Source organism: Pectobacterium sp. PL64, from assembly GCF_022477975.1.
In the GTDB taxonomy this organism is placed as follows: Bacteria; Pseudomonadota; Gammaproteobacteria; order Enterobacterales; family Enterobacteriaceae; genus Pectobacterium; species Pectobacterium jejuense.
Genome location: NZ_CP092070.1, coordinates 2,006,670 through 2,019,239 on the forward strand (window position 1 = coordinate 2,006,670; position 12,570 = coordinate 2,019,239).

Below are 12,570 nucleotides of genomic sequence, written 5' to 3' on the forward strand. Positions count from 1 at the left end.
ATTCAATCTATACCTAAGTTGATATCTTTCAATTAATAAGCGTTGACGTTCCTCTATCTGTTGGCCATTTCCACCGTGTGGGAATGGGTGACCTTAACAGGAGTGGTTATGACGATAGAAAAAGCGCGCGAGGAAGACGGCATCTCGGTAGAAAATGGTGAGTACGAACCTATTCTGCTGAAAATAAGGGCATTTTATCGAGAGCTGACAGCCGAGAAATTAACGGAGCTGGGTGATATCTATCATCAGGATATTCACTTTATCGACCCCGTTTCCAGCCATCATGGGTTGAATGCTTTGCATCGCTACTTTTCTCATTCACTCGATAATCTGAGCTACTGTCAGTTCGAGATCGCTGATGTCCATACCTTCCGCGGCGGTGCGACGATGTTCTGGACGATGCACTATGCGCATCCGTCGTTAAAGCGCAACGCACCGCTGACGTTAGCAGGCTGTAGCCACCTGCTCTTCGCCGACAACAAAGTGATCTATCACCGTGATTATTACGACATGGGCGCTATGCTTTATCAGCATGTTCCCCTGCTGGGTTCGCTCATCAGCCACCTGAAGTCGAGACTTCAGACATGAAACGCGTGTTGATTACCGGGGCGAGTTCTGGAATCGGCCAGCAACTGGCGCTGGATTATGCCAGAGACGGCTGGGACGTCCTCGCCTGCGGGCGCGATGAACAACGACTTAATGCATTAACTGCCGCCTTCCCAACCATTCGCACGATAGCCTTTGATATGACGAACCTGATGGATACGCAACAGGCGTTGGACGGCGTCACGGTCGATCTAGTGATCCTCAGTGCGGGAACCTGTGAGTATCTGGATAACGGCGTCGTTGAAGCGGAAAAAGTCCGTCGGGTGCTGACAGCCAACGTGATCGGCCCGGTGAATTGCCTGTCGGTGTTATTGCCACAGCTTGCCAACGGAAGCCATCTGGCGCTGGTGGGTTCGACCGCCAGCCTCGTTGCGCTGCCAAGAGCGGAAGCCTATGGCGCGTCAAAGGCCGCGCTGGCCTACTTCGCCCGCAGCCTGTCGCTGGATTTGCAGGCTCGTAATATCACAGTGTCGCTGATCCTGCCCGGTTTTGTCGATACCCCTCTGACCGCTCGTAATGATTTCCCCATGCCGATGCTGATTTCCGTATCACACGCCTCGGAGGCTATTCGACGTGGTCTGGCAAAGAAAAAACGCGAAATCGCCTTCCCTCTGCGCTTTGCACTGTTGCTCAAAGCGGTTTCTGTTCTCCCACAGTCATGGCAACGTCTGCTCGCCAGCCGGTTAGTAAGGTAAAAGTATGAAGATTGCCATTATTGGTAGCGGCATTTCTGGTTTAACCTGTGCACTCAGGTTATCCGATCGCTTTCAGGTGACGGTATTTGAGGCGAACGATTATCTGGGGGGCCACACGGCAACGGTCGATGTGGTTCAGGATGGCACGACCTACGCCATCGATACGGGATTTATTGTCTACAACGAGCGGACCTATCCCCATTTTATTGCGCTGCTGGATGAGCTGGGATTAACCGGTCAGCCGACAGAAATGAGCTTTTCGGTCAGTAATCCGGTTTCGGGTCTGGAATATAACGGCCATACGTTAAACACGCTGTTCGCCCAGCGCGGCAATCTGCTCCGCCCCAGTTTCTATCGTTTCGTTGCGGAAATTGTGCGCTTTAACCGTGTCTGCAAGCGGTATCTTGCCAACGGCGATTATCAGGGGCTGACGCTAAGCCATTTATTGCAGCAGGAAAAATTCTCGCCGTTCTTTGCCCAACACTATCTTTTGCCGATGGGCGCGGCGATCTGGTCGTCGTCGCTTGAGGATATGCGGCATTTTCCTCTGTCGCTTTTCCTAACCTTCTTCAACCATCACGGGTTACTGGATTTGGTCAATCGCCCGCAGTGGATGGTCGTGCCCGGTGGCTCACGGGAGTACGTGCAGCGACTCGCAGAACGTATCCGCGATCGAGCGACGATCCACCTACAGACACCCGTCAGTCAGGTAATACGCGATGATGCGGGTGTGACGGTGCATACCGCCGATCAGACATATCGGTTCGATCAGGTGATTTTCGCCTGCCATTCCGATCAGGCGCTGGCGCTGCTGGCAACGAGTACGCCCGATGAGCAGCGAATTCTCGGTGGCATGCACTATCAGCCGAACCACGTGATCCTGCATACCGACACCCGGCTTCTGCCCCATAATCGGCGAGCGTGGGCAAGTTGGAATTACCGTCTACCAGTCGATCAGGCATTGAGCCGCGCGCGGGCCTCTGTGACCTATAACATGAACATCCTGCAAGGCATTCGTTCATCCACCACCTTCTGCATCTCGCTGAATCCCCAGCAGGATATCGACCCAAATAAAATACTGCACCACGCGATTTATCATCACCCGGTGTTTACTCAACAGACGACAGAGTATCAACAGCAGCGCGAACGTATTAATGGGCACAACCGCAGCTGGTTTTGTGGTGCTTATTGGTACAACGGTTTTCACGAAGATGGCGTCAGAAGCGCGCTGGATGTCGTCAACCTCCTCCATCAGAGTGTGCAAGATGAATAGCGCCTTGTATGTTGGCAAGGTTCGCCATCGACGCTTCACGCCCGTCACGCATCGTTTTGACTATGCGTTATTTATGGCGTTAATCGATTTAGATGAGATTCCCGCCTTGCCGCATGTCGGCATTGCGCTGGAGCGCTTTTCCCCTGCGTCATTTTGTCGCGGCGATTATCTCGGCGGTGGCGATATCAAATCCAAAGCGCAGGATCGGATTGCAGAATTGACCGGAGAACGCCTCACGGGGAAGGTGTTGCTGCTGTGCCAGCTACGCTATCTGGGCTGCTATTTCAATCCGGTCAATTTCTATTATTTGTACGATGAGCATAACGAACTACGCTGGTTATTGGCAGAAGTGCGTAATACGCCCTGGAACGAACGTCATACTTATGCCGTCGTCCCCGATGGTTCTACGCCGATTTCCAAAGCGTTTCATGTGTCGCCCTTTAACCCGATGGACATGGTGTATCACTGGCGACTCACGCCGCCCGACGCGCGTCTGCGGATCCACATCGAGAACCACCGGCAAGGACGCGAGTTTGACGCGACGTTGGTGCTACACCGTCAGCCGCTCACTCGTGCCGCCCTGCGCGCTCAGCTTTGGTCTCTGCCGTTAATGACGATGAAAACCGCCTGCACCATATATTGGCAGGCTTTGAAACTGTGGATTAAACGCTCGCCCGTTTATCCTCATCCGCAGTCTGAAAAGAAGGACAACTCATGAGTTCAACGGAAACACAGTTGGTGCGTCACCCGAGCAATACCGCTCGCTATACGCGGGCCAGAAAAGTGGTATTTCTTCTGCTTAGTCGAATAGAAGGCGGAGGGTTGCACCTTCGCGAACCAGAAGGCAATGAAACGTTATTCGGGGATCGACACGCGGCTCTGCAAGGCGACATCACGATACACAACCCTCGTGTTTATCGCCGTGTCTTGTTGGGTGGCAGCATCGCTGCGGGTGAAAGCTATATCGATGGCGACTGGAGCTCAAGCAACCTCACGCTCGTCCTCCAGCTTTTGGCACAGAATCAGGCGCTAGTCGATACGCTTGAAACGCGTTTTGGCTGGCTGACCGGGCCATTTCATCGTTTCATCCACTGGTGCCGTCGTAATCGCCCGCAACAGGCGCAGAAAAATATCGCCGCCCATTACGATCTGGGCAACCATTTTTACCGCAGCTTTCTCGATAGCGAAATGCTCTACTCCAGCGCCTGGTATCAGCAACCCGAAATGACGCTGGAAGACGCACAGCGCGCCAAGCTGCGTCGCCTCTGCGAACAGTTGGCACTCTGTGAAACGGATCATTTACTGGAAATTGGCACTGGCTGGGGAGGATTAGCCGAGCTGGCCGCACGTGAATATGGCTGTCACGTCACCACTACGACACTGTCGCAACAGCAGTATGACTACGCGGTTGAGCGCATTCAGCAAGCAGGCCTGAGCCATAAAGTGACGGTGCTGCTACAGGATTACCGTTCGTTGACTGGTCAGTATGACAAACTGGTGTCGGTTGAAATGATCGAGGCGGTCGGAAAAGCGTATTTGCCCACCTTCTTCAAGCGCTGCCAGCAACTGCTGCGTCCACAAGGCCGCATGGTAATTCAGGCGATCACGATTGCCGACCAGCGCTACAGTCATTACAGCCGCAATGTCGATTTTATCCAACGCTATATTTTCCCCGGCGGCTTTCTGCCCTCAATTACCGCGATGACCGCCACCATGACGCGGCATACCGACTTTATCACCCGTGACCTGTTTGATATCGGTCAGGACTATGCCCGCACCCTCAGCGAATGGCGGCAACGCTTTTATCAGCAGTGGCATATGCTGAGTGCTCAGGGCTTTGATGAACCGTTCCAACGCCTGTGGGTGTTTTACCTTTGCTATTGTGAGGCGGGCTTTCGCGCACGCACCATTAGCACGGTACAGCTCACCGCAGAAAGACCATGAGCACAAAGCATCGCGACTGATTCTTTACACTCAACCCCTAAGAGGCAAAAGACAATGAAACTGAAGGCACTTATCCTGACAGGCGTGTTCTTTTCCTGTTCCACCTTCGCGGCAGATACCACGGTGACGCTGAATGAAGCGCTGCCAACAGGCACGGGTGGAAGTATCGGTGAGGTATCCATTACGGAAACGCCGTACGGCCTGCTTTTCACGCCGAACCTGAAAGGACTGAAAGCGGGAATTCATGGGTTCCACGTGCATGAAAATGCCAGCTGTGAACCTGCTGAGCAAGACGGCAAACCGGTTCCTGCTCTGGCGGCAGGTGGCCATCTCGATCCGAAAAAAACCGGCAAACACCTTGGCCCTTATAACGATCAGGGACATTTGGGCGACCTGCCCGGCCTGGTTGTGAATGCGGACGGCACGTCAACCTATCCGATTCTGGCTCCTCGGATAAAATCGCTGTCTGAGGTGAAAAACCATGCATTGATGGTTCACGTCGGCGGAGACAACTACGCTGACACGCCAGCAAAACTGGGCGGTGGCGGAGCCAGAATGGCGTGTGGTGTGATTAAGTAAGGCGTCACGTTCGAGACGTGCGATGCCATCTCGTTTCGACATGGCATCGCACATTAACAGCGGTGGTTAGCGGATAGCACGTTTTAAGATACGGTTAGCACTGTTCAGGAAATCATCGGCAACCTTATTCACCTCTCCGTTACCGTAATCCAGTTTTTGCAGACTGCTCGTCCACAGCTGAACCAGCTCCTGATTTTCCATAAACGGTGAAACGGGCACCTTAGACGCCGGTTGCTCCGCTGCCGCCCGATAGGCGTTTGCTAACAGGTTACCGGGGTTGATCACGCCGATATCTTCCAGCAGTTTTTGCGCTTTCGGGTTAGCAGGCATCCCGTTTTGCAAGCCTAATGCCTTCACGCCTTCCGGGTTACTCAGCATGAAACTCATCAGCATCGCCGCTTCTTTCGGATGCTTGCTGTTCTTACTGATGGCGAACAGCGAAGACGGTTTGGTGATCAGCCCCGAATCTTTAGCATTGGGCATAGTGAGGAACGGCCCCGTTTCCAGCACGGCATCCTTCGGCATATTGCTGGAATAGGTATAGATGGCCGAATCCCATAAATACATCCCGGCTAATTCACCGTTAATCCAGGGGCGAATCTCATAGACGTTGGTGCGACCGAATGAGGAGAAATAGCGCTGATCGGGTATCACATGGGAATCAACCAGCTTTTTATAAAAGCCGAAGAGTTCCCGTACCTGATCGCGACTATAGGCAATGCTCTGCTTCTTCTCATCGATCATATCGATGCCGTATTTCTGTGCCAGATAGCTACGGCCGAGCGTCAGAATATCCAGCAGATCGCTTGAACCTTGAGCAACGCCAAGCGGGTAATAATTGTCGCCCAGTTTTTGTTTAAACACCGGGCCAGCGGCAAACAGCTCATCCCAGGTTTGCGGATAGGCGACGCCTGCTTTATCCCAGGTGGTTTTGTTGTAAATCATGCTGCGGGACGTCATCGAAATCGGGAGACCTTGCAGCTTCCCTTTTACGTCCGCCGTTTTCAGAGCGTTAGGCGAAAAATCTCCCAGCCCCAGAATATCTTTTTGCTTATTCAAATCATAAAAGCCGTCGCCATTGCGGGAAAACTGCGGCAGCCAGTTCCAGTCAATACGAATCACATCAGGCTCTTGCCCCCCGGCCATCTGGGTTGACAGGCGAGAAAGGTAGCCGTCCCAGCCAGCATATTCGGCTTTGACGGTAATCGTCGGATTGGCTTTTTGAAATGCGTTAATCGCCGCGAGTGTTGCCTCATGCCGCTGATTGCCCCCCCACCAGGAGATACGGATCTCGGCGGCGTCAGCAGATTGAGAGAATGCCGCGCCCACGGGCAGCGCAGCACAGAGCAGGAGTAGGTGAGATAATTTGTTCCGTGTTTTCGCCATAATAAAACCCTTATAATAGTATTCGGAGGTTTCCACCTGCCTGCCGGTATGCGGACAGACAGGTACTACGGATGCGGAAGCATTTGCTGCCTGAAATGGCAGGTACTCTGATTAATTCCCTCTTTTCAGGTTAACGGCCAGTTCGCTTATTTTCACTGGCAGTTCGGTGCGTAATGATCGATTGGCAGCGATGCCAGTTAAAATAGACATTGCCCCATCACGATAATCTGCTGCGCGATGTAATGGATCGGGTTCCGGTGTACCAAACAGATCGTTCAACATGACCTGATCGCCGCCGCCGTGTCCGCCCGCTTTAAATTCAACCGGTACGACATAAGGCTCGTCAAACATCGGATAGATCTTTATTTCACAGTCATTCAGCGCACCTTCATCCTCTTTTTGTCCGCCTCCGTTTACATAAGATTTTTCTACCAGTTTCATTTCTAACCGGCCCTTACTGCCATTAAACACCACGTTCAGCCCTTCCCAGGGTAAATAGGCGTTTAATGAGTACGTCATGATAGCTTTGCTCTTATAGCGCACCATCACACCCAGTACATCTTCAATATTAATACCGTCATCGAACACGCTTTTATCGCGGTAATAGCCATCTTCATGTTCGGCGTCTAAATATAAGGCGGTCAGCTGTTCGCTTTTATTCATGTGCAGCGCAAACGGGTCGTTTTCTGCCGCTGCGCTATTATGTGACCGGGAATAAAACTCTGTGACGCCGCGCGCTTCGGCATTCGCTTTACCGTAAAAACGTAAATCACCCTGCGCATAGACCGTTTCCGGTTCGCTATTCAGCCAGAAATTCACCAGATCAAAATGGTGCGTGGATTTGTGTACCAACAACCCGCCGCTATTGCGTTTGTCACGGTGCCAGCGACGGAAATAATCCGCCCCGTGCTCGGTATTCAGCAGCCACTCAAAGTGAACGGAATAGACTTCGCCAATCACCCCAGCGGCAATTAATTCACGAACTTTACTATGATGCGGGGCGTAGCGGTAATTAAAGGTCACGCGCAATTTACGGCCAGTACGGTTAATCGCATCAATAATCGCCTGACATTTCTCTTCATCAATCGTCATCGGTTTTTCACTGATGACATCACAGCCCAATTCCATTGCCCGAATAATATAGTGATGATGCGTCCGATCCAGAGACGTCACAATAACCACATCCGGCTTGGTTTCCGCGATCATCTGCTCGAACTGTTCGGCGCGGTACGTCGGCACATTATCGTGCCCATACTTATGGACAATCTGGTTGGCGTAATTCATTCGCGTCTGGTTGGTATCGCAAAAAGCAACAAATTGTCCCTGATCCTGATAATCCCTGGCGATCGATTCCAGATAAAGGCCCGCGCGGCCTCCCGTTCCCACAACGGCATATTTTTTTTTCATTCTGCGCATTTCCTCCAAATAACGTAGGACACATGGCCTTTGCCATAAAAAAATAGAGCATCCCAACCTCGTTCACCTTCATATTATTGCCATGCGACGATGTTATCTGGCAGTAGGATGAAGATTGGCATGTTCCATCTCTCATAAATACAAATTGAGCATTTCCTACATTAGCGATTGATTTTATTGGTAATGTTGGCAGGACACCCTCGCATACTCCACGCTGGATGTGCATTGCCTCTCTTAAGTGTTCGCGCATCAACGGGATCTGCTCTCACGTGGCGCTACCCAACACGGTGGATACGATCGTGACGGTTTTCTCTTTTTTCACCTTACCGCGTGACATATCTCGCATTTTATTTTCAATCCGTCGGAGGATGCCGGATAATCGGCACGTCACTCACGAGAGAAGCAAGAAAGCGATAAGCGCGTAAGGAATCACTATGCAGATTTTTTTTCAGGACACGATGGCAACTCCGCTTGGGGAGTTATTGATTATTGCGGATGAAAATAATCATTTGCGTGCCGTCGAGTGGCGCGAGTATGAAGACGATTTATTTCGCCTGCTCAATCGCAGTTATCGAAATGATCCCTTTTCGTTACAGCCGCGTCATAATCCCGGTGGCCTGACAGAGAGCCTGCAACGCTATTTTGATGGCGAATTAGCGATTATTGATACGCTGCCCGTAGCTTCCGTAGGAACCGAATTTCAACAGCAGGTCTGGAAGGAATTACGTAAAATCCCCTGTGGAGAAATTACCACGTACGGCGAGCTTGCGACGTTACTGGGACGCACCGGCGCAGCACGTGCGGTCGGCATGGCAAACGGCTCCAACCCTGTCAGCATCGTGGTTCCGTGCCATCGTGTTATTGGTACGGGCGGTGCGCTGACAGGCTATGCGGGCGGCATTCACCGTAAACAGTGGCTGCTCGCTCACGAAGGTTATTTACCTCGACAACTATTTACCTAGACTGAATAATTTGCCGTTATAATTTACGCTTCGCGACACGCGAACATGCCCGCCGAATTGCTTATCACCGTAAGCAATTCGGATTAATCAATGTGTTAACCGTACTGTAACGTAATAGACAAAAATATGACCTCTGCACGGGTCTTATATATCGGAATATTTCCCAGAAAAATCGAAAAATTATAGTTAGTTCACTATTTATTGGTCTATTCCGGTGATTACTGGTCTTATCAGAGCCGATAAAAGCTGTTAAAATTGACCAATATCAATTATTGCCTGAGCAAAGCCTATGATCCCGGAAAAGCGAATTATCCGACGCATCCAGTCTGGCGGTTGTGCAATCCACTGTCAGGATTGCAGTATCAGTCAGCTATGCATCCCTTTCACCCTGAATGAACACGAGCTCGATCAGCTCGACAATATCATCGAAAGGAAGAAGCCTATCCAGAAGGGGCAAGCGCTGTTTAAGGCTGGCGATGAGCTGAGATCGCTGTACGCGATCCGCTCCGGTACGATAAAAAGCTATACCATCACGGAGCAAGGCGACGAGCAAATCACCGGTTTTCATCTGGCGGGTGACTTGGTGGGCTTTGATGCTATCGGTACAGCCCAACACCCGAGCTTCGCTCAGGCGCTGGAAACCTCAATGGTCTGCGAAATTCCTTTCGAGACGCTGGACGATCTCTCAGGGAAAATGCCTAACCTGCGTCAGCAGATGATGCGCCTGATGAGCGGCGAAATCCGTGGCGATCAGGACATGATTCTGCTGCTGTCAAAGAAGAATGCTGAAGAGCGTCTGGCGGCGTTTGTCTACAACCTCTCCCGCCGTTTTGCCCAGCGTGGTTTCTCGCCTCGCGAATTCCGTCTGACCATGACGCGCGGTGATATCGGCAACTATCTGGGGCTGACCGTTGAAACCATCAGTCGTCTGCTGGGTCGTTTCCAGAAAAGCGGAACGCTGGCGGTAAAAGGAAAATACATCACGATCGAGAATCTTGATGCGCTTTCCGAATTAGCAGGTTCCTCGCGCAAATAATCTTTCCAGCCTAACTATTTGACGTTGCCGCTTTTTTTACTGTGGCAACGTCAATTTTATCCCCTCTTTTCCGCCCCATCCGTGATATTTCCTATTTTGTTGTTCTGCGGCTTATCTCTGTTGTCCAAAACGATTCCATTGCGGTACTCTTGAATGACAGGCTGTGGAGTAACAGCTGTTTGGAGGAGCTATGGCAAAGTATCAGAACTTACTGGTAGCTATTGACCCAAATCAGGATGACCAACCAGCGCTGCGTCGGGCGGTTTACCTGGTTCAGCGACTTGGCGGCCGTATCAAGGCATTTCTGCCGATTTATGATTTCTCTTATGAAATGACCACCCTGCTTTCTCCCGATGAACGGGTGGAAATGCGTCAGGGCGTTATTCAGCAACGGACCGAGTGGATTGCGGAACAGTGCAAATACTACCTTGAAGCGGGCGTTTCGATAGAAATCAAAGTGGTGTGGCACAACAAGCCCTTTGAAGCCATTATTCGTGAAGTGATTTCCGGTCAGCATGACCTGTTGTTGAAAATGGCACATCAGCACGATCGGCTGGAAGCCGTTATCTTTACGCCAACCGACTGGCAGCTATTGCGCAAGTGCCCTTGCCCCGTGTGGATGGTAAAAGATCAGCCTTGGCCAGTCGAAGGCCGTGCGCTGGTTGCCGTCAATCTGGCTAGCGAAGATCCGTATCACGATCCGCTCAATATCAAACTGGTATCGGAAACGCTGGAGCTGGCACAGCATGTTGATCAGACTGAGGTTCATCTGGTCGGTGCCTACCCTGTTACCCCTATCAATATCGCCATTGAACTGCCTGATTTCGATCCCAGCGTCTATAACGATGCCATTCGAGGGCAGCACCTTATCGCCATGAAGTCGCTACGGCAGAAATTCGGCCTGGATGAACGCCTAACGCACGTGGAAAAAGGGTTGCCAGAAGAAGTGATTCCCGATCTGGCTGAGCATTTGCAGGCGGGCGTCGTGGTGTTGGGATCGCTGGGTAGAACCGGTCTTTCCGCTGCCTTTATCGGCAACACCGTCGAGCATGTTATCGATCACTTGAAGTGCGATTTACTTGCCATCAAACCCGATGATTTCGTGTCACCGATTACGCTCGAAGACGGTGATAATAGCTGATTACTCGTGTCATCACGTTCAGCACCAAATAATGCCAGCCTCAGTGCTGGCATTATTTTTGCGATGCCACGCATCACTAGATTTGAGATGTAAAAAAGGGGCGACTTCGCCCCTTTCGTTTTCTACTTCCTGTCACGCTTACAGCGCTTTCAGAATCGCCTCAACGCTGTCTTTGGCATCGCCAAACAGCATCTGCGTGTTCTCTTTAAAGAACAGCGGGTTCTGTACGCCAGCGTAACCGGTATTCATGGAACGCTTGAACACGATAACATTCTGCGCTTTCCACACTTCCAGCACTGGCATGCCAGCGATTGGGCTGTGTGGATCTTCTTGCGCCGCCGGGTTAACGGTGTCATTCGCACCAATGACCAGTACGGTGTCGGTATCGGTGAAATCATCATTAATTTCATCCATTTCCAACACGATGTCGTAAGGAACTTTTGCTTCGGCCAACAGCACGTTCATGTGGCCAGGCAGACGCCCTGCAACCGGGTGAATACCAAAGCGAACGTTAATGCCACGTGCGCGCAGTTTTGCAGTGATGTCATGCACAGGATACTGCGCCTGCGCGACGGCCATACCGTATCCCGGCGTGATGATGACTGAAGTTGAGTTCTTGAGTAAATCAGCCACGTCTTCCGCTGAAGCCTCACGGTACTCGCCGACTTCTTCACTTTCACCAGAGGACACGCCATCCGTACCAAAACCACCGGCAATCACGCTGATAAAGGAACGGTTCATCGCTTTACACATGATGTAAGAGAGAATCGCACCAGAAGAACCCACCAGAGCACCAGTCACGATCAGCAGGTCATTGCTCAGCATGAAGCCCGCTGCCGCTGCCGCCCAACCGGAGTAGGAGTTCAGCATAGAAACAACGACCGGCATGTCCGCACCGCCAATCGATGCCACCAGATGCCAGCCAAATACCAGTGCAATCGCCGTCATCAGGATCAGCGCCAGTACCTGCAACGCCACGCTGCCCGTATTGACGAAAACCAGCAGCAGCAGGAAGGACACAACCAGCGCCGCCAGATTCATTTTATGGCGATGAGGCAGCATCAATGGCTTGGAGGAGATATTGCCACGCAGTTTGCCGAACGCGATCACTGAGCCCGTGAAGGTCACGGCACCGATGAAGATACCCAGGAAGACTTCCGTCAAATGGATATTGACCATCACTGGATCGGTGATTTCACCGTGATCGAGGAAGCTGTTAAAGCCAACCAGTACCGCGGCCAAGCCCACAAAGCTGTGAAGAATCGCGACCAGTTCTGGCATCTCGGTCATTTCAACCTTACGCGCCAGATAAATACCGATTGATCCACCGATCGCCATCGCGACGATGATCCAACCCACGTTGCCAGAATCCGGTCCCAGAATCGTCGCGATCAGCGCAAGCGCCATCCCGCTGATACCAAAGATGTTTCCTTGTTGCGACGTTTCGTGCTTGGACAGCCCAGCCAAACTGAAAATAAAGAGAATTGCGGCAACAATGTATGCAGCAGTTACTAATCCACCAGACATGTGTT

12 protein-coding genes are annotated in these 12,570 nt (G+C 51.6%); 9 read left to right on the plus strand and 3 right to left on the minus strand.

Features of this window, described 5'->3' with window-relative positions; translation table 11 throughout:
- Nucleotides 1-108: 108 nt before the first annotated feature.
- From HP572_RS08855 to sodC, 6 genes are read left to right on the plus strand one after another with little or no spacing between them, the layout of a single operon-like run.
- Entirely contained in the window at nt 109-588 is a 480-nt protein-coding gene (locus HP572_RS08855; RefSeq protein ID WP_240585374.1) for a nuclear transport factor 2 family protein, read from the plus strand.
- Complete coding sequence (locus HP572_RS08860; RefSeq protein ID WP_240585375.1) at nt 585-1,301, plus strand: SDR family NAD(P)-dependent oxidoreductase; 717 nt, start codon at nt 585-587, stop codon at nt 1,299-1,301. Before HP572_RS08855 ends, HP572_RS08860 begins: the two co-directional genes overlap by 4 nt.
- 4 nt (nt 1,302-1,305) lie before the next feature.
- On the plus strand, nt 1,306-2,574 hold the full coding sequence (locus HP572_RS08865) for an NAD(P)/FAD-dependent oxidoreductase (protein WP_240585376.1): 1,269 nt from the start codon (nt 1,306-1,308) through the stop codon (nt 2,572-2,574).
- Entirely contained in the window at nt 2,567-3,292 is a 726-nt protein-coding gene (locus tag HP572_RS08870; RefSeq protein ID WP_240585377.1) for a DUF1365 domain-containing protein, read from the plus strand. Before HP572_RS08865 ends, HP572_RS08870 begins: the two co-directional genes overlap by 8 nt.
- Complete coding sequence (locus HP572_RS08875; RefSeq protein ID WP_240585378.1) at nt 3,289-4,518, plus strand: cyclopropane-fatty-acyl-phospholipid synthase family protein; 1,230 nt, start codon at nt 3,289-3,291, stop codon at nt 4,516-4,518. The genes HP572_RS08870 and HP572_RS08875 overlap by 4 nt, the downstream gene beginning before the upstream one ends.
- 54 nt (nt 4,519-4,572) lie before the next feature.
- Entirely contained in the window at nt 4,573-5,097 is a 525-nt protein-coding gene (gene sodC / locus HP572_RS08880; RefSeq protein ID WP_240585379.1) for a superoxide dismutase [Cu-Zn] SodC, read from the plus strand.
- A 66-nt stretch (nt 5,098-5,163) separates the two neighbouring features.
- On the opposite strand, the gene HP572_RS08885 is transcribed toward sodC, so the two are convergent.
- Nucleotides 5,164-6,483: an ABC transporter substrate-binding protein gene (locus HP572_RS08885; protein ID WP_240585380.1), complete on the minus strand. Its 1,320-nt coding sequence runs from the start codon at nt 6,481-6,483 to the stop codon at nt 5,164-5,166.
- 111 nt (nt 6,484-6,594) lie between these two features.
- Nucleotides 6,595-7,890 (minus strand): Gfo/Idh/MocA family oxidoreductase, encoded by a 1,296-nt coding sequence (locus tag HP572_RS08890; protein ID WP_240585381.1) that lies wholly within the window; start codon nt 7,888-7,890, stop codon nt 6,595-6,597.
- A 443-nt stretch (nt 7,891-8,333) separates the two neighbouring features.
- On the opposite strand from HP572_RS08890, the gene ogt reads away from it, so the two are divergent.
- The 3 genes from ogt to uspE all read left to right on the plus strand — a co-directional run bounded on the left by ogt (nt 8,334) and on the right by uspE (nt 11,038).
- A complete protein-coding gene (gene ogt / locus HP572_RS08895; protein WP_240585382.1) occupies nt 8,334-8,861 on the plus strand; it encodes a methylated-DNA--[protein]-cysteine S-methyltransferase in 528 nt (175 codons plus the stop codon).
- Nucleotides 8,862-9,150: 289 nt separating this feature from the next.
- Entirely contained in the window at nt 9,151-9,897 is a 747-nt protein-coding gene (gene fnr, locus HP572_RS08900) for a fumarate/nitrate reduction transcriptional regulator Fnr (protein ID WP_010274971.1), read from the plus strand.
- A gap of 190 nt (nt 9,898-10,087) precedes the next feature.
- Nucleotides 10,088-11,038 (plus strand): universal stress protein UspE, encoded by a 951-nt coding sequence (uspE, locus tag HP572_RS08905; protein WP_240585383.1) that lies wholly within the window; start codon nt 10,088-10,090, stop codon nt 11,036-11,038.
- Nucleotides 11,039-11,176: 138 nt separating this feature from the next.
- Here uspE and pntB read toward each other — a convergent pair whose 3' ends face one another.
- Nucleotides 11,177-12,565 (minus strand): Re/Si-specific NAD(P)(+) transhydrogenase subunit beta, encoded by a 1,389-nt coding sequence (gene pntB / locus HP572_RS08910; protein WP_010274967.1) that lies wholly within the window; start codon nt 12,563-12,565, stop codon nt 11,177-11,179.
- Nucleotides 12,566-12,570 lie beyond the last annotated feature (5 nt).